19 protein-coding genes and 1 riboswitch are annotated in these 22907 nt (G+C 66.8%); of the genes, 13 read left to right on the forward strand and 6 right to left on the reverse strand.

All coding sequences use genetic code 11. The features are described from left to right. Positions 1 to 144: 144 nt before the first annotated feature. Together BMX57_RS12915 and BMX57_RS12920 are read left to right on the forward strand one after the other, a co-directional pair. Positions 145 to 2049, forward strand: a complete 1905-nt coding sequence (locus BMX57_RS12915; protein WP_177175456.1) for a PAS-domain containing protein — start codon at positions 145 to 147, stop codon at positions 2047 to 2049. Further along, on the forward strand, positions 2046 to 2747 hold the full coding sequence (locus BMX57_RS12920) for a response regulator transcription factor (RefSeq protein ID WP_092367624.1): 702 nt from the start codon (positions 2046 to 2048) through the stop codon (positions 2745 to 2747). The genes BMX57_RS12915 and BMX57_RS12920 overlap by 4 nt, the downstream gene beginning before the upstream one ends. Positions 2748 to 2751: 4 nt before the next feature. Here the strand turns inward: BMX57_RS12920 and ypfJ are convergent, their stop codons facing one another. Further along, entirely contained in the window at positions 2752 to 3600 is an 849-nt protein-coding gene (ypfJ, locus tag BMX57_RS12925) for a KPN_02809 family neutral zinc metallopeptidase (protein ID WP_092368005.1), read from the reverse strand. Positions 3601 to 3707: 107 nt separating this feature from the next. Next, positions 3708 to 3915: riboswitch (cobalamin riboswitch) on the forward strand. Positions 3916 to 4001: 86 nt separating this feature from the next. Between ypfJ and BMX57_RS12930 the strand changes: the two genes are divergently transcribed. Continuing rightward, positions 4002 to 4373: a hypothetical protein gene (locus BMX57_RS12930; protein WP_092367627.1), complete on the forward strand. Its 372-nt coding sequence runs from the start codon at positions 4002 to 4004 to the stop codon at positions 4371 to 4373. A gap of 389 nt (positions 4374 to 4762) precedes the next feature. Here the strand turns inward: BMX57_RS12930 and BMX57_RS12935 are convergent, their stop codons facing one another. Then, entirely contained in the window at positions 4763 to 5278 is a 516-nt protein-coding gene (locus tag BMX57_RS12935; RefSeq protein WP_092367630.1) for a protein-tyrosine phosphatase family protein, read from the reverse strand. A gap of 176 nt (positions 5279 to 5454) precedes the next feature. On the opposite strand from BMX57_RS12935, the gene BMX57_RS12940 reads away from it, so the two are divergent. From BMX57_RS12940 to recR, 4 genes are all read left to right on the forward strand, one after another. Further along, positions 5455 to 7212, forward strand: coding sequence for a DNA polymerase III subunit gamma/tau (locus tag BMX57_RS12940; protein WP_092367633.1), 1758 nt, complete (start codon positions 5455 to 5457; stop codon positions 7210 to 7212). Positions 7213 to 7254: 42 nt separating this feature from the next. Then, a complete protein-coding gene (locus BMX57_RS12945; RefSeq protein WP_092367636.1) occupies positions 7255 to 8124 on the forward strand; it encodes a TauD/TfdA dioxygenase family protein in 870 nt (289 codons plus the stop codon). Positions 8125 to 8195: 71 nt separating this feature from the next. Continuing rightward, the gene (locus BMX57_RS12950; protein ID WP_092367639.1) at positions 8196 to 8540 is read left to right on the forward strand and encodes a YbaB/EbfC family nucleoid-associated protein; all 345 of its coding nucleotides are present in this window, start codon (positions 8196 to 8198) and stop codon (positions 8538 to 8540) included. A 52-nt stretch (positions 8541 to 8592) separates the two neighbouring features. Then, positions 8593 to 9186, forward strand: coding sequence for a recombination mediator RecR (gene recR / locus BMX57_RS12955; protein WP_092367642.1), 594 nt, complete (start codon positions 8593 to 8595; stop codon positions 9184 to 9186). Positions 9187 to 9336: 150 nt separating this feature from the next. Here recR and BMX57_RS12960 read toward each other — a convergent pair whose 3' ends face one another. Then, positions 9337 to 11403, reverse strand: coding sequence for an adenylate/guanylate cyclase domain-containing protein (locus BMX57_RS12960; protein WP_177175457.1), 2067 nt, complete (start codon positions 11401 to 11403; stop codon positions 9337 to 9339). A 78-nt stretch (positions 11404 to 11481) separates the two neighbouring features. Beyond that, positions 11482 to 12252, reverse strand: coding sequence for a DUF1013 domain-containing protein (locus BMX57_RS12965; RefSeq protein ID WP_092367648.1), 771 nt, complete (start codon positions 12250 to 12252; stop codon positions 11482 to 11484). 127 nt (positions 12253 to 12379) lie between these two features. Here BMX57_RS12965 and BMX57_RS12970 point away from each other — a divergent pair, with 127 nt between their 5' ends. Then, on the forward strand, positions 12380 to 13018 hold the full coding sequence (locus BMX57_RS12970) for a ribonuclease T2 family protein (RefSeq protein ID WP_092367651.1): 639 nt from the start codon (positions 12380 to 12382) through the stop codon (positions 13016 to 13018). Positions 13019 to 13022: 4 nt separating this feature from the next. Here the strand turns inward: BMX57_RS12970 and BMX57_RS12975 are convergent, their stop codons facing one another. Together BMX57_RS12975 and BMX57_RS12980 are read right to left on the reverse strand one after the other, a co-directional pair. After that, the gene (locus tag BMX57_RS12975) at positions 13023 to 14054 is read right to left on the reverse strand and encodes a permease (protein ID WP_092367654.1); all 1032 of its coding nucleotides are present in this window, start codon (positions 14052 to 14054) and stop codon (positions 13023 to 13025) included. After that, positions 14047 to 14370 carry an ArsR/SmtB family transcription factor gene (locus BMX57_RS12980; protein WP_092367657.1) on the reverse strand — a complete coding sequence of 108 codons (324 nt, stop codon included), beginning with the start codon at positions 14368 to 14370 and terminating at the stop codon, positions 14047 to 14049. The genes BMX57_RS12975 and BMX57_RS12980 overlap by 8 nt, the downstream gene beginning before the upstream one ends. Before the next feature lie 124 nt (positions 14371 to 14494). On the opposite strand from BMX57_RS12980, the gene BMX57_RS12985 reads away from it, so the two are divergent. The 5 genes from BMX57_RS12985 (at position 14495) to BMX57_RS13005 (ending at position 22897) form a co-directional block, all read left to right on the forward strand. Then, positions 14495 to 15487 (forward strand): class I SAM-dependent methyltransferase, encoded by a 993-nt coding sequence (locus BMX57_RS12985; protein WP_092367659.1) that lies wholly within the window; start codon positions 14495 to 14497, stop codon positions 15485 to 15487. 44 nt (positions 15488 to 15531) lie between these two features. Next, positions 15532 to 16995, forward strand: a complete 1464-nt coding sequence (gene pdxR / locus BMX57_RS12990; protein ID WP_092367662.1) for a MocR-like pyridoxine biosynthesis transcription factor PdxR — start codon at positions 15532 to 15534, stop codon at positions 16993 to 16995. Positions 16996 to 17113: 118 nt separating this feature from the next. Next, positions 17114 to 18889: a sulfoacetaldehyde acetyltransferase gene (gene xsc, locus BMX57_RS12995; RefSeq protein ID WP_092367665.1), complete on the forward strand. Its 1776-nt coding sequence runs from the start codon at positions 17114 to 17116 to the stop codon at positions 18887 to 18889. A 5-nt stretch (positions 18890 to 18894) separates the two neighbouring features. Next, on the forward strand, positions 18895 to 19989 hold the full coding sequence (locus BMX57_RS13000; protein WP_092367668.1) for an acetate/propionate family kinase: 1095 nt from the start codon (positions 18895 to 18897) through the stop codon (positions 19987 to 19989). A 115-nt stretch (positions 19990 to 20104) separates the two neighbouring features. Beyond that, positions 20105 to 22897 (forward strand): molybdopterin oxidoreductase family protein, encoded by a 2793-nt coding sequence (locus BMX57_RS13005; RefSeq protein ID WP_092367671.1) that lies wholly within the window; start codon positions 20105 to 20107, stop codon positions 22895 to 22897. Positions 22898 to 22907: the final 10 nt, after the last annotated feature.

The following is a 22907-nucleotide window of genomic DNA, read 5'->3' on the forward strand; positions in this document are numbered from 1 at the left end:
GCGGGGCACACGCTGGGCCGCAAGTCTTGCGTGATGATTTCGCAATCCTAACGAATTGTAACAGGCTGGGCCGGGCCCGCGCGGCGCGGCGCGATGGCCTCTGTTCGGCTGTCCCGCCCGGTGCTAGTCAGGTCCGGCGGAGACATGGACTTGGACATCACCGAACACGGCAACAAGGCGATGACCACGGCCGGGCTGAACCTGATCGCCCAGGCCCTGTCGATCTATGACAGCGAGCTGCGGCTGGCGGTCTGCAACCGCCGGTTCCAGGAGATGTTCGATCTGCCCGACCGGCTGGTGCGACCGGGCGCCCGGTTCGCCGACACCATCCGCCACCTGGCCGAGGCCGGCGAATACGGACAGGACGACAGCATCGAGGAGATCGTGCGCCTGCGCGTGGACCAGGCCCGCGCCTTCGAGCCGCATTACATGGAGCGGACCCGCCCCAACGGGCAGGTGATCTCGGTCGAGGGGGCGCCGCTGCCGCAGGGGGGCTGGGTCGCCGTGTATACCGACATCACCCGCACCAAGCAGGTGGAACAGCTGCTGCGCGCCCGCTCCGAGGAGCTGTCCGGCCAGCTTCTGGCCCATGCCGAGGAGTTGTCCGCGACCAACCGCCAGCTGGCCGCAACCATCACCGCGCTCGAGGAGGCCAAGCGCCAGTTGACCGAAATCGAGAGCCGCACCCGCCTGACGACCGAGATGATGCCGGCCCATATCGCCCATGTGGACGCCGCCGGGCGCTATGTCTATTCCAACCGGCGGCTCAGCACGGTGATGCCGGGGCGCCCCTCCGAGATCGTCGGCAGCCACATTTCGGACGCGCTTGGCGCGCATGCCTTCTCGAAGATCGAGCCGCACCTGGCTGCGGCCTATGCCGGTGCAAGCCCGGTCTTCGAATTCACCGAAGAGCAGGATTCGCGGCGCATCCGGGTGGCCTTCACCCCCGACGGGGCGGGCGGGGTCTATATCCTGTCGATGGACATCACCGAAGAGACCCAGGCCCGTGTCGCGCTGCAACAGTCGCGCCGGCGCGCTCTGGCGGCGCAGATGACCAGCGGGCTGGCGCATGATTTCTCGAATCTTCTGACCATCATCCTGGGGATGCAGGGCAAGCTCTCGCGGATGGACCTGCCCGAAGAGGCGGCCGAGCTGGTCTCCGCCACGCAATCGACCGCGCGACGGGGCGGCAGGCTGCTGAACCGGATCGCGGACATGACCGGCAAGCGCACGCCGCGCCCCAAGGCCACGGACATGCACGGGCTGCTGGCCGACCTCAAGCTGCTGGCCAGCCCCGCCCTGCCGCGCGGGGTCGGGTTGTCGGTTCTGGACAACACGCCCGACGAGGCGCTGATGCTGGATCCGGGGATGTTGCAGGACGCGCTTCTGAACCTGATCCTGAATGCCCGCGACGCCTGCGGCACGAACGGCCAAATCACGGTGAGCGCCCATGCGGTGGGGCGCATCTGGCTGGAAATCGCGGTCAGCGACACCGGCCGCGGGTTCTCCGAGGAGGCGTTGGCGCAGGCGCTCAACCCGTTCTTCACTACCAAGGGCAGCGAAGGCTCGGGGCTGGGCCTGCCGATGGTCTATGACATGGTCAAGCTTGCGGGCGGCGATCTGCGGCTGGGCAACTCGCCCACCGGCGCGGTGGTGACGCTGCGCCTGCCCTACCGGCCGGCGCCGCCGACGCAGGGGGGGCTGGCGCTGCTGGTCGAGGATGACGAGGACCTGCGCGCGGGGTTCCGCGAGATGCTGGTCGAGATGGGCTTCAGCGTGATCGAGGCGACCTCGGCCGACGAGGCCTGCGCGCTGGCCGCCGACCTGGAGGAGATCGTGCTGGTTCTGTCGGACATCCGGCTCGAGGGTTCGGCGACCGGGCTGGACCTGCTGGACCGGCTGGAAAAGGATCTGCCCTGCGTGCTGATGACCTCGTTGCCGCCGAACGATCCGCTGCACCAAGCCGCGTTGGCGCGCGGGCCGGTCCTGCGCAAGCCCTTCACCGGCACGCGGCTGGCGGCGCTGCTCGGTCAGGGAGACAGGCCATGACCGCACCGCTTGTGACCATCCTGGACGACGAGCCCGAGATCCGGCAGATCCTGACCGAGGCGCTGGCCGATGCCGGGTTCCGCACCCAGTGCTTCTCGCGCGCCCGCGAATTCGAGGCGGCGCTCAAGCGGGTGACGCCCGATGTCTGCCTCGTCGACCTGTCCCTGCCGGATACCGACGGGCTGGCGCTGGTGCACCGGCTGGCGCTGGAACAGGGCGCGGCGGTCATCATCATCTCGGGCCGGGCGCAGGTTCAGGACCGGGTGACGGGTCTGGAACTGGGCGCCGACGACTACATCACCAAGCCCTTCGATCCCGCCGAGGTGGTGGCCCGCATCCGCGCCCGGCTGCGCGTGCCGCACGCGGCGCCGGGCGGCGGCGACACCGCGCGGTTCAACGGCTGGACCGCGCATTTCGACCGCTACGCTCTGGAGGATGCGGGCGGCGGCGAGACACCATTTTCCCATGCCGAGGGCGAGGTGCTGCGGCTGTTCCTGGAAAGCCCCAAGCGGCTGATCAGCCGGGCGCAGATGCAGGAAATGCTGGGCGGCGGCGCCGGCGAAAGCTTCGACCGGGCGATGGATGTGCGGATTTCGCGGCTGCGCACCAAGCTGCGCGAAGACCCCAAGAACCCGCGGCTGATCAAGACGATCTACGGCGCGGGCTACATCTTTCTCGGCGACGTGACCTGGGACTGAGCGTCTAGAGGCGGCCCGCGCCAAACGTGTCGCAATCGGCGATCAGGCCGGAATCGTAGCCGCGCCGGAACCAGTCGGCGCGCTGCTGCGATGTGCCGTGGGTGAAGGTGTGCGGCCGGGGCACCCGGCCGGCCTGCCGCTGCAGATGGTCGTCGCCGATCATCCGCGCCGCGTTCAGCGCCTCCTCCAGGTCGCCGCGCTCCATCAGCCCCTCGACCGACCGAGCCCAGATGCCGGACAGGCAATCGGCCTGCAGTTCCAGCCGCACCGTCAGCGCGTTGGCCTGTGCCTGCGACACCTGACGCCGGGCCTGGTCGACCTGGCCAAGAATGCCCAGCTCGTTCTGGACATGGTGCGCGACCTCATGGGCGATCACGTAGGCGGCCGCGAAATCCCCCGCGGCGCCCAGTTGCCGCGACAGGGTGACGAAGAACCGCGTGTCCAGATAGGCCTTGCCGTCGGCCGGGCAGTAGAACGGCCCGGTGGCCCCCGATGCGCCGCCACAGGGGCTTTGTGTGACACCCTGGAACAGCACGAGCTGCGGCGGGCGATAGGCCTGCCCGACCTGTCGCTCGAAGATCTCGGTCCACACGTCCTCGGTTGTGGCCAGCACCCGCGATGTGAATTCCGCGGCGCGCTCGTCCGCCGCGCTCATCGGGCGCGAGGATTGCGCCGGCGCGCTTCCGCCGTTGAGCAGGGGCGTGACGTCGATGCCGGTAAAATAACCCACCGCCAGAACCAGCAGAAGCCCGGTCAGGCCGATCCCGCCGGCGCGCGATCCACGGCGGCGGCCGCCGCCGCTGCGGCGCCTGTCCTCGATGTTCCGGCTGCGCCGGATCCCTCTCAACCGCATGATCCCGATCCCGTCCGAACCCGTGGCACCGTCGGTATACCCGCCGGGCGCGTCGCGGCAAAAGGCGATACCGCGCACAAGCATGTTGACTCGTTCGCCCGCGCGGCGATAGCCGTTTCCGGGATGGTTCCCGCGCCACCGCAGTGGCCGGGATGAAAAGGGAACCCGGTGCGCCCCTTTGCGGGCAAATCCGGGACTGCCCCCGCAACTGTAGGCGGAGAGCGACGCCGGAATGCCACTGGTCCCCGGGGACCGGGAAGGCCGGCAGAGCGATGACCCGCGAGTCAGGAGACCTGCCATCGCATGGAAACTCGAGACCGGGCGGGGTGTCCGGGCGGGTCCGTTCCGCCCGATCGCGGCCCGGCCTGTCACCGCCCCGTCCCGCGCGCGGAGGGCGCAGCATGATCTGGACGACAGACACACACCGTTTCACGGCAACCACCTGTCAGCATACCGGCCGGGACTGTCCCGCGCTGGCCCGCATGGCCGAAAAGCTGGCGGGCGCGATGGAAAGCGCCCGCCCGACGACCACCGAGGATTTCGAGATCGAGGGCACCAGCACCCTGGACCGCTGCCCCTATCGCTGCCCTGCCCGGTTCCGCGCCAGCCACGCGCGCATCCGGATCTTCTGCGGGGTTGACGGCGATGCCGAGATCGGGCCGCTGGACCGGTTGGCCGACCTGCTGCTGTCGGCCGAGGCCGGGGGCCTGCCGGCCTCGGCCGCGCCGCGGCCCTGCGCGATGGTCGAGGTGGTGCCCGGCGCGCAGGGCTGATCCCGGCCCGACCGGCGCGCGGTCGATCGATGCGCTCCACCAGGCGGTCGGCACGATCTGACGCCTGTGGGCCGGGCAATTGTCGGCGCCATGCAGCATGGTTGCGACCAACCCGCCGCCATAGCCGTTGACGTGGTGCAGATCGGGCATCGGCACCAGCACCTCCGCCTCGCCGGCGGCAAAGGCCTTTTTTTCGGGGATCTCGCCGCACGGCGACGGAATTCGAGGGATCGCTGCATCGGTCCTTCCTCTCATACTCCCCCGGCCGTCCGCTGCTCGGGGCGGGAAAAAACCGCAATGACTGCGCGGTTCTGCAAGGCTGCTGGTTCAGCTGTCCGCAGACCCGGATGCCGCCCTGACGGCAGTGCCGGTCACGGCGCGCGCCGGTTTCAGGGCAAGTCCTGCGCCAGGACCGGATCACCGGCGGGCGCGACGGCCCAGGCCCTTTGCGCGTCGGACTCCACCGCGCAGGGACGCACCGCGCGCAGCCGTTCCAATGCCTGATCCGGGGCCTCGCCGCATTCGATCATCAACCGCAGCACGATCATGCCGGATCGGCCGCAGCCGCCCTTGCAATGCACAAGGACACGGCCCCCGCCGGACAGGGCGTGGCGCGCCGAGGCGCTGACCTCCGGCCACAGGTCGTCGACGTCGGGCCCCGGGGCGCCGAAATCCTCGATCGGCAGATGCGCCCAGCGGCTGGCCCGACTCTGCACGTCGGCCCCGAAATGATGCGCGCCGACCGCGACCATTTCGGCCTCGGTTGTCATCGAAAGGACCAGACCGGGCCGCCAGGCGGCGATCATGTCCAGATCACCGGCGTAATCGCCGCCCCGGCCCGGCAACGGGCACAGTGCCAGCGTACCGCCGCCGACCTGCAAGGCATAGATCACCAGTTGAGACATGGTCCGGCCCCTCCCGAATTCCGGATCCTGCGCTGAAAAATGGATCTTGAACAATTGAGACAGTCTATGCGCAGCCGGCACCGATCCCAAAGCAAAAATCCCGGCCCGCCGTAGTGGACGCCGCGGGCGCCCGCGCATACGCTGCCGCGAACAGACGAATCCCGCTCCGAGGCCCCATGACCGAACCCAGCCCCGCCCGCTACCAGGTGCTCGCGCGGAAATACCGCCCCGAGACCTTTGCCGACCTGGTCGGGCAGGACGCGATGGTCCGCACGCTGAAAAACGCGTTCGAGGCCGACCGGATCGCCCAGGCCTTCATCATGACGGGCATCAGGGGCACCGGAAAGACGACCACCGCGCGGATCATCGCCAAGGGCATGAACTGCATCGGCCCCGACGGCCAGGGCGGTCCCACGATCGAGCCCTGCGGCCAGTGCGAGCATTGCCAGGCGATCATGGAGGGGCGGCATGTCGACGTTCTGGAGATGGACGCGGCCAGCCGCACCGGCGTCGGCGACATCCGCGAGATCATCGACAGCGTGCGCTATCGCGCCGCCAGCGCGCGCTACAAGATCTACATCATCGACGAGGTCCACATGCTCTCGACCAGCGCGTTCAACGCGCTGCTCAAGACGCTGGAGGAACCGCCCGAGCATGTGAAGTTCATCTTCGCCACCACCGAGATCCGCAAGGTCCCGGTGACGGTCCTGTCGCGCTGCCAACGGTTCGACCTGCGTCGGATCGAGCCGGAACAGCAGATCGCGTTGCTGCGCCGCATCGCCAATGCCGAAGGCGCCGAGATCGCCGATGACGCGCTGGCGCTCATCACCCGCGCCGCCGAGGGGTCGGCCCGCGATGCCACCTCGCTGCTGGACCAGGCCATCAGCCACGGCGCGGGCGAGACAACCGCCGAACAGGTGCGCGCCATGCTGGGTCTGGCCGACAGGGGCCGGGTGCTGGACCTGATGGACATGATCCTGCGCGGCGACGCGGCGGGCGCGCTGACCGAGCTGGGCGGGCAATATGCCGAAGGTGCCGACCCGCTGGCGGTGCTGCGCGATCTGGCCGAGATCACCCATTGGGTGAGCGTCGTCAAGATCACCCCCGATGCCGCCGAGGATCCCACCGTCTCGCCCGACGAGCGCGCGCGCGGGATGCAGATGGCCGAGGCGCTGCCGATGCGGGTGCTGACCCGCATGTGGCAGATGCTGCTCAGGGCGCTGGAAGAGGTCTCGGCCGCGCCCAACGCAATGATGGCGGCCGAGATGGCCGTGATCCGCCTGACCCATGTGGCCGACCTGCCCGGCCCCGAAGAGCTGATCCGCCGCCTGCAGAACGCCCCGGCGCCGGCCCAGGGCGCAAGCGGCGCAAGTCAACCCGCCGGTGCGCCAACCGGCCCGGTCGCGGGACATGCCGCGCCGCCGGTCCAGGCCGCGCCGCCACGCGGTGCCGGCAGCGGCCCGGTCGCGGCGCTGGCACAGGATCCGGCCGAAGCGCTGGCGCATTATCCCACCTTCGACCACGTGGTCGAGCTTATCCGCGCGCATCGCGATGCCAAGTTGCTGACCGATATCGAGACCGACCTGCGCCTTGTCGCCTACCAGCCCGGCCGGATCGAGTTCCAGCCCACCGCGCGGGCGCCCGCCGATCTGGCCCAGCGCCTGGGCAGCGCCCTGCAACGCTGGACCGGCAATCGCTGGGCGGTGAGCGTGGTCGCTTCGGGCGGCGGAAAGACCATTGACGAGATCCGCAACGCCGAACGCTACGCGCTCGAGGCCGAGGCGAAGGAGCATCCGCTGGTGCAGGCGGTCCTAGCGCAATTCCCCAAGGCCCGTATCACGAAAATCGAGACCCCCGATCAGCGCGCCGCGCAGGTCGAGACCGAAGCGCTGGCCGAGGTCGAGGACGAGTGGGACCCGTTCGAAGAGGACTGACACCCGATGCGGCACCCCACCGCAGGGAACGGAGCGAACGCCATGAACAGCCAGCCCCTGCACCCCCGGTTCGGCCTGATCCTGCCGGATGTGGATCTGCGTGAGGTCACGGCCGATCACCTCTACCCCGAGATCCGGAGCGCGTTCGAAATCCATTCGGCGCTGCTTTTCCCCGCGCAGTCGCTGAACGACGACGATCACACGCGGCTCGCCCGCCTCTTCGGCCCGCTGGAAAACCGCGAGGCGATGGCCGCGGGGCGCGACATGGATTTCACCGTGTCCCCGGTGAGCAACGAAACCGGGGACGGCGTGCATGCGCGCGACGATCTGCATCTGCTCAACCTGCAGGCCAACATGCTGTGGCACACCGACAGCACCTTCCTGCCGGTCCCGGCGCTGGTCAACATCCTGACCGCCCGCGTGGTCCCGCCAAAGGGCGGCGAGACCGAGCTTGCCTCGACCCGTGCCGCCTGGGCGGACATGCCCGCCGCGCTGAAATTGGCGCTGAGGGACGCGGTGATCTGGCACCGCCTGTCCCATTCCCGCAGCCGGATCTCGGCCGACCTGGCGGCACGGCCGGAGATGACGCGATGGCCCGACCGCCCCTGGCGCGCGGTCTGGCCCAACCCGGTCACCGGCGACGAGGCGCTGTTCATTGCCTCGCACGCCTTCGCCATCGAGGGGATGGGCCATGAAGAAAGCCGGCGGATCCTCGACGAGGCGATCGCCTTCTGCACCCGGCCCGATTATGTCTATTCCCATCGCTGGCAGGTCGGTGACGTGCTGATCTGGGACGAGCGGGCGACCCTGCATCGCGGCCGGCCGTGGGACTACGACTTGCCGCGCAGCCTGCGCTCGATCTGTTGCTCGGTGACGGCGGCAGACGGGCTGGACAGCGTCCGCATCGTCTGACCCGCGCCGCCCTTGTGCCGCGCCCGCCCGGACCGTATCTAGGCAGGACAGCGATTTTCGGGAGACACGCGATGCTCAAAGGACTCGGCGGTCTTGGCGACATGGCCAAGATGATGAAATCCGCCCAGGAACTGCAGACCAAGATGGCGCAGATGCAGGAGGATCTGAACGACATGACGGTGACCGGCGAATCCGGCGCCGGGCTGGTCAAGGCCACCGCCAGCGCCAAGGGCGACCTGAAGGCGCTGGACATCGACCCGTCGATCTTCAACGGCGACGACAAGGAGGTCGTCGAGGACCTGATCCTGGCCGCGATCAAGGACGCCCAGGCCAAGGCCAGCGAACGCGCACAGCAGGAAATGGCCCAGCTGACCGAAAGCATGGGCCTGCCCAGCGACATCAAGCTGCCGTTCTGAACTTCATCTTTTTGCAAATACTCATGCCCGCCCCCAGACACAGGCGCCCCGGTTGAATTCCACCCGAGACATCGACAACCTGATCGAGCTGATGGCCAGGCTGCCGGGGCTCGGCCCGCGGTCGGCGCGGCGCGCGGTGCTGCACCTGATCCGCAAGCGCGCCCTGCTGCTGACCCCGCTGGCCGACAGCCTGCGCCTGGTGGCGGAAACCGCGCGCGAGTGCCTCAACTGCGGCAATGTCGGCACCTCGGATGTCTGCGACATCTGCAGCTCCGAGAAACGCGCCACCGGCGAGCTCTGTGTGGTCGAGGACGTGGCCGATCTCTGGGCGATGGAACGGTCGGGCATGTTCAAGGGCCGCTATCACGTACTGGGCGGCACGCTGTCGGCGCTGGACGGGGTCGGCCCCGAGGATCTGCGCATCCCCCGCCTGCGCGACCGGGTGGTGTCCGAAAACATCACCGAGGTCATCCTGGCGCTGAACGCCACCGTCGACGGGCAGACCACAGCGCATTACATCGCCGACCAGCTGGAGGGATCGGTCCGGCTCACTTCGCTGGCGCAGGGCGTGCCGATCGGCGGCGAGTTGGACTATCTCGACGACGGAACGATCTCGGCAGCGCTGAAGGCGCGCAAGGAGATCTGAGGGAGGAGGGCGGCTCCGAGGCCAGTGTGTTGAATGCCGCAATTTGCATCGACGGCAGCTATGCCCAGAACTACAGTATTCTGAATTCCTGCCTAAGCCTGCTCTTCGCTGTCTTGCTCGCGACAGAGATACCGACTCACCCATTCACCTCTAGGTTTCCGGCACCCCCAGTCTGCGCAAGTCATCCAGCCATCGGTTGAGGTAATCGTCGCTCTCGAACGGAGCTTGGCTTGCCTCTTCAATGCTGTAATCGGGGTTGTCTGCCAAGAATTGGTCGATCAACGTTCTTGCTTCTTCTTCCCGCTCCAACCGCAAGAGTATCGGCGCAAGTGTGCGTCGAAGGCGATCCGGGACCTCGTTCATCTTTTCAATCGAAGCAAGTGCGCCTGCGTAATCTTCCGCAAAATACTGTGCCCACCCCAGGTTCCACAGATACCAATCCGGATGATGCGGGTTGAGGCGAATTGCCGACCGCATCCGCTCAACGGCTTCTTCGGCTCGTCCGCTATAGACCAGGGGGTCAGTTGAGTTCACGAGGGTGCCCGCGGAATTCGGGTTCAGCGAGATTGCCTTGTCATACAGCGTCACCGCCCGGTCGAGATCGCCGCTATACATCGTCACATAGGCCAGAACGGCGTAGCCGGCAAAATTGAGTGGTTCCAGATCAATCGCCTTTCTGGCCATTTCAAAGGCAAGATCGAGCGATTCCTCGCGTGACAGGTTTTCGCTCCAGCCAAAGCGATATCCAAAGGCATGAGCCCAGGCCAGTTCGGCATATGCGCCCGCGAAGTTTGGATCGAGCGCAATCGCCTGCTCACTCAGTCGCCGGGCTTGAATATTGTCCGTCTTGCTGAATTCAAAAGAGTGTTCCTGCGCACGTCTGGAGAGTTCATACGCCCCGAGGCTTTCAGTGGGCTGGTGTTTCAACCGGTCATACTCGGCGAGATTGATACTCGTACTCAACGTCGAAGCGACGGTGCGGGTGATCTCATCCTGAACCTCAAAAATGTCTTGCAGATCACGGTCGTATTGTTCGGCCCAGAGATGCTTGCCGGTCGTGGCATCGATCAATTGCGCATTTGCGCGCAAGCGTTCACCGGCGATCTGAACGCTGCCTTCGACGATGTATCTGACGCCGAGTTCCTGCGCGATCTGCTGCACGTCCGTGGGCTTGTCCTTGTACGTAAAGGTCGAATTGCGCGCGACGACAAAAAAGTCGGAGAACCGGGACAGCGCCGTCAGGATGTTCTCACTCAGACCATCGCTCAGGTAATCCTGGCTCGGATCGTTGTTGAGATTGTCGAAAGCCATGACCGCGATGGACGGCTTGCCGGAGGCGGGCAAAAATTGGTCGCCATTGGCGGACGATGTCGGAGCAGGGCCCCAGGGTTGCCACCATGCCGCCACGCCCAGGACCAAGGCAAGCACGACGCCGATGGCAGCTGCGAACCGACGTCGTGAAGGCTTTGCTGCACTCCGCACAATGGGCGACACCAAAGCCGTGGCCTTTTCATCGAGCGCCAATCTGAAGACGTGCAACGGGTCCGCCATGTTCTTGACCTGATGCATTCCCGCATCTTCGATGGTGAGGTCGAGTTTGCCCTTAACCTGATCGAAGACGTTGACCGACATGCAGATGCCGGCGGGTTCGGCCAAGCTTTCAAGCCGCGCGGCGATGTTGACGCCATCACCTTGAATGTCGTCCTGATCAACCACGATGTCGCCGACATTAAGCCCGATCCGATATCGAACCTGAGCGTCGTCCGGCAAGTCCTCGTTCTCGATCCCGACAAAATGCTGCATTTCGACGGCACAAAGAACGGCCTCGACGGCGCTGGCAAATTCAATCAGCAGGCCGTCACCCATCAATTTTACAATGCGTCCGTTCCGCGCCGATACAATTGGCTCAAAGAGACGTTCGCGATGCGTTCTGACTATCTCCAGAGTACCGGCTTCGTCATTGCGGATGAGGCGGCTGTAGCCAACGACGTCGGCGGCAAGTATCGCGGCGAGGCGGCGTTCCAAATTCCTACCTCCAAGGGTTGGAAAACAGGTTAGGCAGAAAGCCGCCACTAATCCAGAAGCTTTGACACCGCTGATATCTTCCCCTGAAACTCCCGTTGACTGAGCCACTTCCGACAGCTGCTGTTCCGCTGTTTTGCAGGTCACATCCGGTGTCGTGAGAGTCAGCCATCGCAAACCCGCCAGCGTGCACATCGAAGCGCATCCGGCTGCGGCCAACCGCAAAATGCAAACGCCGGCCACGTGGGCCGGCGCCATTCAATCCGATGGGACTCAGCGACGGGGGTCGTCGCTGTCGTCCTCCTCGTCCTCATCGTCGCTGCCCGCCGGCAGGTTGAAGAAGCTGTCGGCGTCCACCGGCTCTTCCTTCTTTTCCGAGGCCACGGAATCGCTGCCGCCCAGGGTGAAGGTTTCCAGCCCCTCGATCGCGGTCGGCATCCGGGGTTCGGCCTCCATCTCCAGCGACTGCTCGGTCGAGACCAGCTTGCGGCGCTCGTCGTCGTTCATCACCGGGCTGTCGCCGGTCTTCTTGGCCGCCTTCTGCACCGCGCCGTCCAGTTCGGACTGCCGGCAGAGGCCCAGCGCAACCGGGTCGATCGGTTGGATGTTGCCGATGTTCCAGTGCGTGCGCTCGCGGATCGACTGGATCGTGGGCTTGGTGGTGCCCACCAGCTTCGAGATCTGGCTGTCGCTCAGCTCGGGGTGGAACTTGACCAGCCACAGGATCGCCGCGGGCCGGTCCTGCCGCTTGCTGAGCGGGGTATAGCGCGGCCCGCGGCGCTTCTCCTCGCCCACGGCGGCGGCGTTGAATTTCAGCTTGAGCTTGTGCAGCGGGTCCTTCTCGGCCTGCTCGATCTCTTCCTGGGTCAACTGGTTGTTGGCGATCGGATCGAAGCCCTTGACGCCCGCGGCCACGTCGCCGTCGGCGATGCCCTGGATCTCCAGCTCGTGCATGCCGACGAAATCGGCAATCTGCTTGAAGCTCAGCGTGGTGTTGTCCACCAGCCAAACTGCGGTCGCCTTGGCCATCAGCGGTTTTGCCATGTGCAACTCTCCTTTGAATACATCTTTCCCGTCGCCTGGAATCGGCGGCCCCGGGGCGGGGCAGGTTTCCTTTGTCGGGGAACTGTTGGGCTATATAGTCCGGCAGGACGGATAAGGGAAGAGGTGAATGCGCGGGCTGGCGATCTGGTGTGTCTGGGCCTTTGGCGCCGTGGCCGCGATGGCTGAGGGCGAGCGCGCGGGCGAGTTCGACTACTACGTGCTGGCGCTCAGCTGGTCGCCCAACTGGTGCGCAACCGAGGGCGATGCCCGGGGGTCGGATCAATGCGACGCGCGTCACGACTACGGCTGGATCCTGCACGGGCTCTGGCCGCAGTTCCATCGCGGCTGGCCGTCCTTCTGCCGCACCGCGCACACACCGCCGTCGCGGCGGATGACCCGGGACATGGCCGACATCCAGGGCAGCGCGGGGCTGGCGTGGCACCAGTGGCGCAAGCACGGTACCTGTTCGGGTCTCGACCCGGCGGGCTATTTCGCGCTGTCGCGCCGTGCCTACGCGCAGGTCAACCGGCCCGAGGTGTTCCGGCGTCTGGACAGCGCCGTGACCCTGCCCGCCAAGGTCGTGGAACAGGCGTTCATCGAGGCGAACCCGGGGCTCGAGCCCGACATGATCACCATTACCTGCCGGCAGGGCCATGTCGCCGAGGCGCGGATCTGCCTGTCGCGGACGCTGGAGCCGGTGCCCTGCGGCGCCGACGTGATCCGCGACTGCCGCGCCAGCGCCGCCAGGTTCGAGCCGATTCGCTGACTCCTCAGACCATCTGGAACGCCACGCCGGCAAGGATCGCCCCGGACAGGCCCAGCCCGACATAGAGCGCGAAGACCCGCGGCTTGACCAGTGACCACACCGCCGCCATGGCCGGGATGCTGCTGATCGAGCCGGCGACGACAAAGGCCATCGCGGCGCCAGTGCTCATGCCCTGATCGATAAGCCCGGCCAGCAGCGGCGGCGCGACATAGCCGTTCAGGTAGGCCGGCATGCCCACCAGGGCGGCGGTGACGATGGGCATCAACCCGCTTCCACCCATCACCCGGGCCACCATGTCGGCCGGCACGTATTGCACCAGAAGCGCCTCGAGCACATAGGCCAGCGCCAGCCATTTGAACAGGAAGAGGGCGTTGCCCACGAACTCGGTGCGGAACCGCGTGCGGCGCTCGGCCTCGTGCCAGAACCGCCAGACCGGTGTATCGGTCTGTTTCGGGCCGCACCCGCAACAACTGGCCGCCTGCCGCGGCCGGAGCGGATCGGACAACCCGCCCTGCGCCACGAGGACGCGCACGGCGAACCCTCCGAACAGGCCCATCGCCACCGCCGCCACCGCCTTGCCGATGGCAAAGGGCCAGCCCAGCGCCGAGGCCGTGATCAGCAGGGTCGGCGGGTCGATCAGCGGCGAGCTGAGCCAGAACGCCATGACCGCCGACAGCGGTGCGCCCAGCGCCAGAAGCCCGGCGATGAAGGGGATCACCTCGCAGGAACAGAAGGGCGCAAGCCCGCCGAAGAGCGCCGCCAGAACGATCATTCGCGTTTCGCGCCCCTTGAAGGCGCGCGCGACCAGCACCTCGGCGCCGGTGGCCTTGAGATAGGCCAGAAACAGGACCGCCAGAACGATATACTGGCTCGTACGCGCGAGTGACCCGGCCGCCAAGATGATCGTCTGCCACAGGTTGCCGGGATCGAGTACCAGCACGCACAGAAGCAGGAGCGCGATCGCCGCCCACGGCGTCTTGAGGTGTTCGGCGATCTGCCAGCGGGCGGATCTGGGGATTTGGATCAGGTCAGCCATGGGCGGTCTCTTTCCGGTCTTCCCCGTCCAGGCATTCATCCGCGCAGCATTCGCCGAGAATGAAATTCGCCAGCGACTCCAGGTGGTCGAAATCCGCGCGGTTGACGGTGCTGCGTCCGACCCGCTTCTGGATCACCAGCCCCCCGCCGCGCAGGGACTTGAGGTGATGGGCCAGCGTCGAGGGCGGGATGCCCGTGCGCCCCTGGATGTCACCGACCGTCAACCCGGCCTCGCCGGCGCGCACCAGCGCGCGCAGAACCTTCAGCCGCGCCTCGGATCCCATCGCCGCGAAACCGGCGGCCGCTTCATCCCACATCCTGACACTCCCACTAAACTAGTTTTATGGTTATTTCAGGCGACCCCGCCCGTCAACCCTGTGCTTGGGTTGGGGGCTTGCAATATGTCCAGATCCTGTATGCTGGCCCGAGCGGAGGACCGAGATGCCAAGCGACCCCCCTTTCCGACTGATCGCCGCGGCGCTGCGGCTGGGCGACAACGTTACCGAGTTAACCGAGTCGGTGGATGCCCTGAACGGCCTGCAGGACAGGCTCGAGCGGCTGGAACGCAACTCGGCCGAGATCCTGGGCCGCGCGCTGGGCGACAAGGCGGCGCGGGCGAACAGCCTGCTGCTGACCAACCGGCACAAGCTGAACCGGCTGCAGAACGCGATGGCGCAGGCGCAGAAGGGCTGCGAGAGCGCACGTGAAGCGGTGGAGAGCGAGGCCGCGCTGTTCCAGGAGATCCTGGGCCGGCAGGCCCGGCGCACCGCTGCGGCCGACCTGGATGACAGCTTGCGTCAGATGACCCTGATCGCCTTTCGCCGCTGCATGGAAGGCCTGATCGAGCAATGCCTGGAACGCGGGACCGGCGATCCTCCCGAGACGGATTTCGTCTTGCCCGAGGAATCGCATGGCTACATACCGTTCGGGTTGGAGAATTTCCTCGACACCCTTTTTCGGCTGGACGACCTGTTGACCGGCGACCCCGATTTCGCGTCCGAGACCGACCGCTATCGCCCGCTGTCCTTTCTCGAGGTTGGGTGCGGCCCGGGCAAGAACCTGTTGATGGCGCAGCTGTCGGGCATCCTGAATTGCGACCGCTATGCCGGGTTCGACCTGAACGAACAGCAGGTGCAGCGGGGCCGGGACGGTCTGGGACTGACCGATGAACTGTTCGTGGCCGATGCGCTGGAGGTCGATTACGGACCCTATGACCTGATCTTCTCATACCGGCCGATCCGCACGCCCGACCTGCAGCAGCAGCTCGAGGCACGCATCGTCGAGACGATGACCCCCGGCGCCTATCTGGTCGCGCCGCTGGACGAGGGTCTGGCCGGCCAGCGGCTCATGCGCCGGATCGCCGGCACGCGGTTCGTCTGGAAACGCCGGGCCGCGCCGGTCCAGCCGGAGGCGGAGGAACCGGACAGCGGATAAGTCCAGATTGCGCGCGCCCTAGTGCCACATTACTGTGCCGCAACATGGGCATTTCGGTCGACACGTTCTTTCTCAACCCGCAGGCACAGGGCACGCTTCAGGCGCAGATCCAGCAGATGATCGCCGAGGGCATCCTGTCGGGCCGCTTCCATGTCGGCGAGAAGCTGCCCTCGTCGCGCAAGCTGGCGGCGCATCTGGGGGTCAGCCGGATCACCGTGACGCTGGCCTATACCGAGCTACTGGCCAATGACTACCTGACCTCGCGCGGGCGGTCCGGCTATTACGTCTCCGACAATGCCCCGGTTCCGCCGCGCTACACGCCGCTGCGGCGGGGGGCCGAGACGGTGGACTGGGACCGCGCCATCGCCCGCCGGTTCACCCTGGGCGACTGGCTGGACAAGCCGGCGGATTGGCGCGACCACCGCTACCCGTTCATCTACGGGCAGACCGACCCGACGCTGTTCGATCATGCCAATTGGCGGCGCTGCGCGGTGCGGGCGCTGGGACAAAAGGACTTCGCCTCGCTCACCGCCGATTACCTCGACCGCGACGATCCGCTTCTGATCGAGTTCATCGCCCGCCACACCCTGCCCCGTCGCGGCATCCATGCCCGGCCCGAGGAGATCCTGATCACGCTGGGGGCGCAGAACGCGCTGTGGCTGACCTCGCGCGTGCTCTTGGACCGCAGCCGCAAGGCAGCGATTGAGGATCCCTGCTATTACGCTCTGCGCGAATTGCTGGTGCAGTCGCGGTGCCGGCTGGCGCCGGTCCCGGTCGACGGCGACGGGCTGCCGCCCGAAGCGGTGCCGGGCGACACCGACGTGATCTTCACCACGCCGTCGCACCAGTCGCCCACCACCGCGACCATGCCGCGCGCCCGGCGGCAGGCGCTGCTGGACCGGGCCGAGGAGATCGACGCGATGATCGTCGAAGACGACTACGAATTCGAGCTGTCCTTTCTGGGTGCCCCGTCGCCAGCGCTGAAATCCATCGACCGGGACGGGCGGGTGATCTATGTCGGCAGCTTCTCGAAATCGCTCTTTCCGGGGCTCAGGCTGGGCTATCTCGTGGGGTCCGAGCCGTTCATCCGCGAGGCCCGCGCGTTGCGGTCCATGGTGCTGCGCCACCCGCCGGGACATATCCAGCGCACGGCGGCCTATTTCCTGTCTCTCGGTCATTACGACGCGCAGATAAGGCGCATGTCGGCCACGCTCCTGCAACGGCGGCAGGCGCTGGAGGCGGCGATTGCCGCGCACGGTCTGACCATCGCCGGGCGCGGTGTCTATGGTGGATCGTCGCTGTGGATGCGGGCGCCCGAGGGCGTCGACACCGCAGATCTTGCGCGGCGGCTGCAGGATCGCGGTGTGCTGATCGAGCGTGGCGCGCCGTTCTTTGCCGGACCGGAGCGGCCTGGCAATTTCTACCGGCTGGGCTATTCCTCGATCCCAACGGAGCGGATCGCGCCGGGGATCGAGCATATCGCCCGGGCAATCGACGAAAGCGCATGACGCCACTGGACCTAGCCGACATCCGATCTGGCCCTATCCGCTGCCGGATGCTTGCGCCTAAACCGATCCGTGACCCGGCCCAATGGCCCGCCCCGATCCCCGTTCAGGAGCCCGACCGATGAAGATGACCACCGAAGAAGCCTTTGTGAAGGTACTGCAGCGCCACGGCATCCGCCATGCCTTCGGGATCATCGGCTCGGCCATGATGCCGATCTCGGACCTGTTTCCCAAGGCCGGCATCCATTTCTGGGACTGCGCGCACGAGGGCAGCGCCGGCATGATGGCCGACGGCTACACGCGAACCACCGGCGAGATGTCGATGATGATCGCCCAGAACGGCCCCGGGATCACCAATTTCGTGACCGCGGTAAAAACCGCATACTGGAACCACACACCGCTGCTGCTGGTCACGCCGCAGGCGGCGAACAAGACCATCGGCCAGGGCGGGTTCCAGGAAGTCGAGCAGATGAAACTGTTCGAGGACATGGTCGCCTACCAGGAAGAGGTGCGCGACCCGACCCGCGTGGCCGAGGTGCTGACCCGCGTGATCGCCCAGGCCAAGCGCCTGTCCGGTCCCGCGCAGTTGAACATCCCGCGCGATTTCTGGACCCAGGTGGTCGATATCGAGATCCCCGATCCCGTCACCTTCGAGGCCTCGCCCGGCGGCGAGAACTCGATCGCCGAGGCGGCGCGGCTGATCTCGGAAGCCGATAACCCGGTGATCCTGAACGGCGCCGGCGTGGTGCTGTCCAAGGGCGGCATCGCGGCCAGCAAGGCGCTGGCCGAGCGGCTGGATGCGCCGGTCTGTGTCGGATACCAGCACAATGATGCGTTTCCGGGCAGCCACCCGCTATTTGCCGGGCCGCTGGGCTACAACGGGTCGAAGGCGGCGATGGAGCTGATCCGCGACGCCGACGTGGTGCTCTGCCTCGGCACAAGGCTCAACCCGTTCTCGACCCTTCCCGGATACGGCATGGACTACTGGCCGACGGCGGCCAGGGTCATTCAGGTCGACATCAACCCCGACCGCATCGGCCTGACCAAGAAGGTCGACGTGGGCATCGTCGGTGACGCCGCCAAGGTGGCGCGCGGCATCCTGGGGCAGCTGGCGGACAGCGCAGGCGATGCCGGGCGCGGCGCCCGCAAGGCCCGGATCGCGGAAACCAAGAGCCGCTGGGCGCAGCAGCTGTCGTCGATGGATCACGAGGAGGACGATCCCGGCACCACCTGGAACCAGCGCGCCCGCGCCGCCAAGCCCGACTGGATGAGCCCGCGCATGGCCTGGCGCGCGATCCAGGCGGCGCTGCCGAAAGAGGCGATCATCAGCTCCGACATCGGCAACAATTGCGCCATCGGCAACGCCTATCCCAGCTTCGAGGAAGGCCGGAAATACCTGGCGCCGGGCCTGTTCGGCCCCTGCGGCTATGGCCTGCCCTCCATCGTCGGCGCCAAGATCGGCCGCCCGGACGTGCCGGTCGTCGGCTTCTCGGGCGACGGGGCCTTCGGCATCGCGGTCAACGAGCTGACCGCTATCGGACGCGGCGAATGGCCGGCGATCACCCAGATCGTGTTCCGCAATTACCAGTGGGGCGCGGAGAAGCGGAACTCGACCCTGTGGTATGACGACAATTTCGTCGGCACCGAACTGGACGAGCAGGTCAGCTATGCCGGGATTGCCACGGCCTGCGGCCTCAAGGGCGTCGTCGCGCACACGATGGACGAGCTGACCGCGGCGCTGAACCAGGCGATCGAGGATCAGAAGAGCGGCAAGAGCACGCTGATCGAGGCGATGATCAACCAGGAGCTGGGCGAACCCTTCCGCCGTGACGCGATGAAGAAGCCGGTCGAGGTTGCCGGCATCGACGCCTCGGACATGCGCCCGCAGACGGTCTGACGCCAATGGCGGCCGGCGGCTCCATACTGGTGGTCAATGCCGGGTCGTCCTCGATCAAGGTGGCGGTGTTCGATGACGGCCTTCGCGCCACTTTGTCCGGCGCCGTCACCGGCATCGGGGGACGTGGCGAGATCCGGTTGGGCACGGACACCCGCGCGGCCGACCTGCCCGATCACACAGCCGCGCTGGCCGCCCTGCTGGAGGCGCTGGCGGGGCAGGGCATCACGCTTGCCGACCTGCGCGCGGCGGCGCATCGCGTGGTGCATGGCGGCGCCTCGCTGACCCGGCCGCACCAGGTGACACCGGAGATCCGCGAGGCCATTGCCGCCTGCGCGCCGCTTGCCCCGCTGCACAATCCGCACAACCTGGCGGCCATCGACGCGATCGCCGAGCTGGCGCCGGATCTGCCCCAATGCGCCAGCTTCGACACCGCCTTTCACGCCGGCAATCCGGCGCTGGCCACGCGCTATGCCCTTCCCGACATCGAGGCGACTCGTGGGATCCGGCGCTATGGCTTTCACGGGATCAGCTATGCCGCGATGGTGCGGGGCTGGACCGATGTCACCGGAACCGCCCTGCCCCACCGCCTGCTTGCACTGCACCTGGGCAACGGCGCATCGATCTGCGCCATCCGCGACGGCCGCTCTGTCGCGACGACCATGGGTTATTCGCCGCTAGAGGGGGTGACCATGGGAACCCGCACCGGCAGCATCGACGGCAACGCCGTTCTGCACCTGGCCGAAACGCTGGGAATCGAAGCCGCGCGGCACATGCTCAACCACAAAAGCGGGCTTCTGGGCCTGTCCGGCCTGAGCCACGACATGCGAACGCTCGAACAGGCCGACAGCGCCGCCGCCCGTTTCGCCATCGACCATTTCTGCTACTGGGCGGCGCGGCATTCCGGCTCGATGATCGCGGCGATGGAGGGGCTGGACGCCATCGCCTTCACCGGCGGCATCGGCGAGAACGCCGGCGCGGTTCGGGACTCCATTACCGTCCGGCTGGCCTGGGCCGGAGACGTGCCGGTTCATGTGGTCCCGGCGCAGGAGGAACGCCGGATCGCAAGCGATGCGGCGGCGCTGCTGGACGGGACTGCATGAGCGCTCAGAGCCCCAATTGGGGAACACACGTTCCGTCACCCGCCACGCCTGCAGAAAATCGTCGCGCCCTGCCGGGATTGCTTCTAGGGTCGGGCCAAGCGCGACAGGAGAAGCGATGCAACCGGTAATCGACACGTCCCCCAAGGTCTCGGATGAGGTGCGCAAGACCACCTGTTACATGTGCGCCTGCCGCTGCGGGATCAACGTGCACATGAAGGACGGCAAGGTCGCCTATATCGAGGGCAACCGCGACCACCCGGTGAACAAGGGCGTGCTCTGTGCCAAGGGCAGCGCCGGTATCATGCAGGTCAACGCGCCCTCGCGCCTGCGTGCACCGCTGAAACGGGTCGGGCCGCGCGGGTCGGGCGAGTTCGAGGAGATCAGCTGGGACGAGGCGATCAGCACCGCCGTCGGCTGGCTGAACGAGCTGCACGAGACCGCGCCGCACAAGCTGGCCTTCTTCACCGGCCGCGACCAGAGCCAGAGCTTCACCAGCTTCTGGGCGCAGAATTTCGGCACGCCGAATTATGCCGCGCATGGCGGGTTCTGCTCGGTCAACATGGCCGCCGCCGGCATCTACACGATGGGCGGCGCCTTCTGGGAGTTCGGGCAGCCCGACTGGGACCACACCAAGCTGTTCATGCTGTTCGGCGTGGCCGAGGACCATGACAGCAACCCCATCAAGATGGGCATCGGCAAGATCAAGGCGCGTGGCGCGCGGGTGATCGGGGTAAACCCGATCCGCACCGGCTATAACGCCGTGGCCGACGATTGGGTCGGCATCACGCCGGGCACCGATGGCCTCTTCATCCTGTCGATGATCCATGTGCTGATGAAGGCCGGGCGGATCGATCTGGACTATCTCGGCCGTTACACAAACGCGCCGGTGCTGGTGGATGCCGACACCGGCCTTCTGCTGCGCGACGCCGACGACAAGCCGCTGGTGATCGACCGCGCGAGTGGCAAACCTGCGCCCTTCGACCGGCCCGGCGTGAGCCCGGACCTTTCGGCCACGCATGAGGTCGATGGCGTCACCCACCGCCCGGTCTTTCACCACATGGCCGAGCGCTACCTGAGCGAGGACTACGCCCCCGAGGCGGTGGCCGAGCGCTGCGGCATCCCCGCCCCCCGCATCCGTGCCATCGCGGCCGAACTGGCCCGCGTCGCCTTCGACGAGGCCTTCGAGATCGAGCGGGAATGGACCGATTTCCGCGGCGAGACCCACAAGACCATGACGGGCCGGCCGGTCAGCTTCCACGCCATGCGCGGCATCTCGGCCCATGCCAACGGGTTTCAGACCTGCCGCGCCCTGCACATCCTGCAGATCATCCTGGGCACGGTCGAGGTGCCCGGCGGATTCCGCTTCAAGCCGCCCTATCCCAAGCCGGTCGAGGCCCACCCGACACCGCATAGCGGCCGCCGCCCCGGACGCCCGCTGAACGGCCCGCATCTGGGCTTTCCGCGCGGGCCCGAAGATCTGCAGGTGGACGACGCGGGCAAGCCCAACCGCATCGACAAGGCGTTTTCCTGGGAGAACCCGATGTCGGTGCACGGGCTGATGCACATGGTGATCTCGAACGCCCGCGCCGGCGACCCCTATCACATCGACACGCTGTTTCTCTACATGGCCAACATGTCGTGGAACTCGTCGATGAATTCCTCCGGTGTGATGGAGATGCTGACGGCGCGCAACGACGATGGCGGCTATGTCATCCCCCGGATCATCTATTCCGACGCCTATTCCTCGGAAATGGTGGCCTATGCCGACCTGATCCTGCCCGACACCACCTATCTGGAACGCCACGACTGCATCTCACTGCTGGATCGGCCGATCTGCGAGGCCGACGCCGCCGCCGACGCGATCCGCTGGCCGGTCATCGAGCCCGACCGCGACGTCCGCGGCTTTCAGTCTGTGCTGATTGAACTGGCCAACCGGATGAGCCTGCCGGGTTTCACCGACGCGGACGGCACCCCGAAATGGACAGATTACGCCAACTATATCGTCAACCACGAACGCCGGCCGGGCATCGGCCCGCTGGCCGGGTTCCGCGGCACGGGCGACAAGGTGGGCCGCGGCGAGGTGAACCCGGAGCAGCTGAACCGCTATATCGAGAACGGCGGCTTCTTCGTCGAGCACATCCCCGAAGCGGCGCAGTATTACAAGCCGTGGAACACGGCCTACCAGGACTGGGCCGTGGGGTTGGGCCTCTTTGAAAGCCCGCAGCCCTACCTGTTCCAGCTCTATTCCGAGCCGATGCGCCGCTTCCAGCGCGCTGCCGAGGGCCATGGCGACCGCCAGCCGCCCGAGCATCTGCGCGACCGCATCCGCACCCATCTCGACCCGCTGCCCTTCTGGTCGGACACCGATCAGACCGGCAACGCGGGTTTCACCGTGACCGCCCTGACCCAGCGGCCGATGGCGATGTATCACAGCTGGGGCAGCCAGAACGCCTGGCTGCGGCAGTTGCACGGGCGCAACCCGCTCTACGTGCCCACCAAGCTCATGCGCGAGCACGGGCTCAGCGACGGCGACTGGGCGCGGGTCACCTCGCCGCATGGCGAGATCACCGTGCCGGTGATGGAAATGGCGGCGCTGAACGAGAACACGGTCTGGACCTGGAACGCCATCGGCAAGCGCAAGGGCGCCTGGGCGCTGGACGAGGAAGCGCCCGAAGCCACCCAGGGCTTCCTGCTCAACCACCTGATCCACGAATTGCTGCCGCCCAAGGGTGACGGGCTGCGCTGGGCCAATTCCGATCCCGTCACCGGCCAGGCCGCGTGGTTCGACCTTAAGGTCCGAATCGAAAAGGCCGACGCGCCACCGGACGAAAGCCAGCCCGTTTTCGCGCCCATCGACTCTCCGGTCGGCACCGGCCCGAAAGAGCTGCGCTGGAAGGTTGGCAAATGACCCATACCCT

Origin of the sequence: Cribrihabitans marinus (assembly GCF_900109035.1) — a bacterium.
In the GTDB taxonomy this organism is placed as follows: Bacteria; Pseudomonadota; Alphaproteobacteria; order Rhodobacterales; family Rhodobacteraceae; genus Cribrihabitans; species Cribrihabitans marinus.

Coding starts and splice junctions, on each gene's coding strand:
- BMX57_RS12940 (WP_092367633.1), top strand. CDS start 5,455: ATGACCGAACCCAGCCCCGCCCGCTACCAGGTGCTCGCGCGGAAATAC.
- BMX57_RS12960 (WP_177175457.1), bottom strand. CDS start 11,403: ATGTGCACGCTGGCGGGTTTGCGATGGCTGACTCTCACGACACCGGAT.
- BMX57_RS12945 (WP_092367636.1), top strand. CDS start 7,255: ATGAACAGCCAGCCCCTGCACCCCCGGTTCGGCCTGATCCTGCCGGAT.
- BMX57_RS12980 (WP_092367657.1), bottom strand. CDS start 14,370: ATGTGGGATGAAGCGGCCGCCGGTTTCGCGGCGATGGGATCCGAGGCG.
- BMX57_RS12930 (WP_092367627.1), top strand. CDS start 4,002: ATGATCTGGACGACAGACACACACCGTTTCACGGCAACCACCTGTCAG.
- BMX57_RS12915 (WP_177175456.1), top strand. CDS start 145: ATGGACTTGGACATCACCGAACACGGCAACAAGGCGATGACCACGGCC.
- BMX57_RS12985 (WP_092367659.1), top strand. CDS start 14,495: ATGCCAAGCGACCCCCCTTTCCGACTGATCGCCGCGGCGCTGCGGCTG.
- BMX57_RS12920 (WP_092367624.1), top strand. CDS start 2,046: ATGACCGCACCGCTTGTGACCATCCTGGACGACGAGCCCGAGATCCGG.
- BMX57_RS12950 (WP_092367639.1), top strand. CDS start 8,196: ATGCTCAAAGGACTCGGCGGTCTTGGCGACATGGCCAAGATGATGAAA.
- BMX57_RS13005 (WP_092367671.1), top strand. CDS start 20,105: ATGCAACCGGTAATCGACACGTCCCCCAAGGTCTCGGATGAGGTGCGC.
- BMX57_RS12965 (WP_092367648.1), bottom strand. CDS start 12,252: ATGGCAAAACCGCTGATGGCCAAGGCGACCGCAGTTTGGCTGGTGGAC.
- ypfJ (WP_092368005.1), bottom strand. CDS start 3,600: ATGCGGTTGAGAGGGATCCGGCGCAGCCGGAACATCGAGGACAGGCGC.
- BMX57_RS12975 (WP_092367654.1), bottom strand. CDS start 14,054: ATGGCTGACCTGATCCAAATCCCCAGATCCGCCCGCTGGCAGATCGCC.
- BMX57_RS12935 (WP_092367630.1), bottom strand. CDS start 5,278: ATGTCTCAACTGGTGATCTATGCCTTGCAGGTCGGCGGCGGTACGCTG.
- BMX57_RS13000 (WP_092367668.1), top strand. CDS start 18,895: ATGGCGGCCGGCGGCTCCATACTGGTGGTCAATGCCGGGTCGTCCTCG.
- xsc (WP_092367665.1), top strand. CDS start 17,114: ATGAAGATGACCACCGAAGAAGCCTTTGTGAAGGTACTGCAGCGCCAC.
- pdxR (WP_092367662.1), top strand. CDS start 15,532: ATGGGCATTTCGGTCGACACGTTCTTTCTCAACCCGCAGGCACAGGGC.
- BMX57_RS12970 (WP_092367651.1), top strand. CDS start 12,380: ATGCGCGGGCTGGCGATCTGGTGTGTCTGGGCCTTTGGCGCCGTGGCC.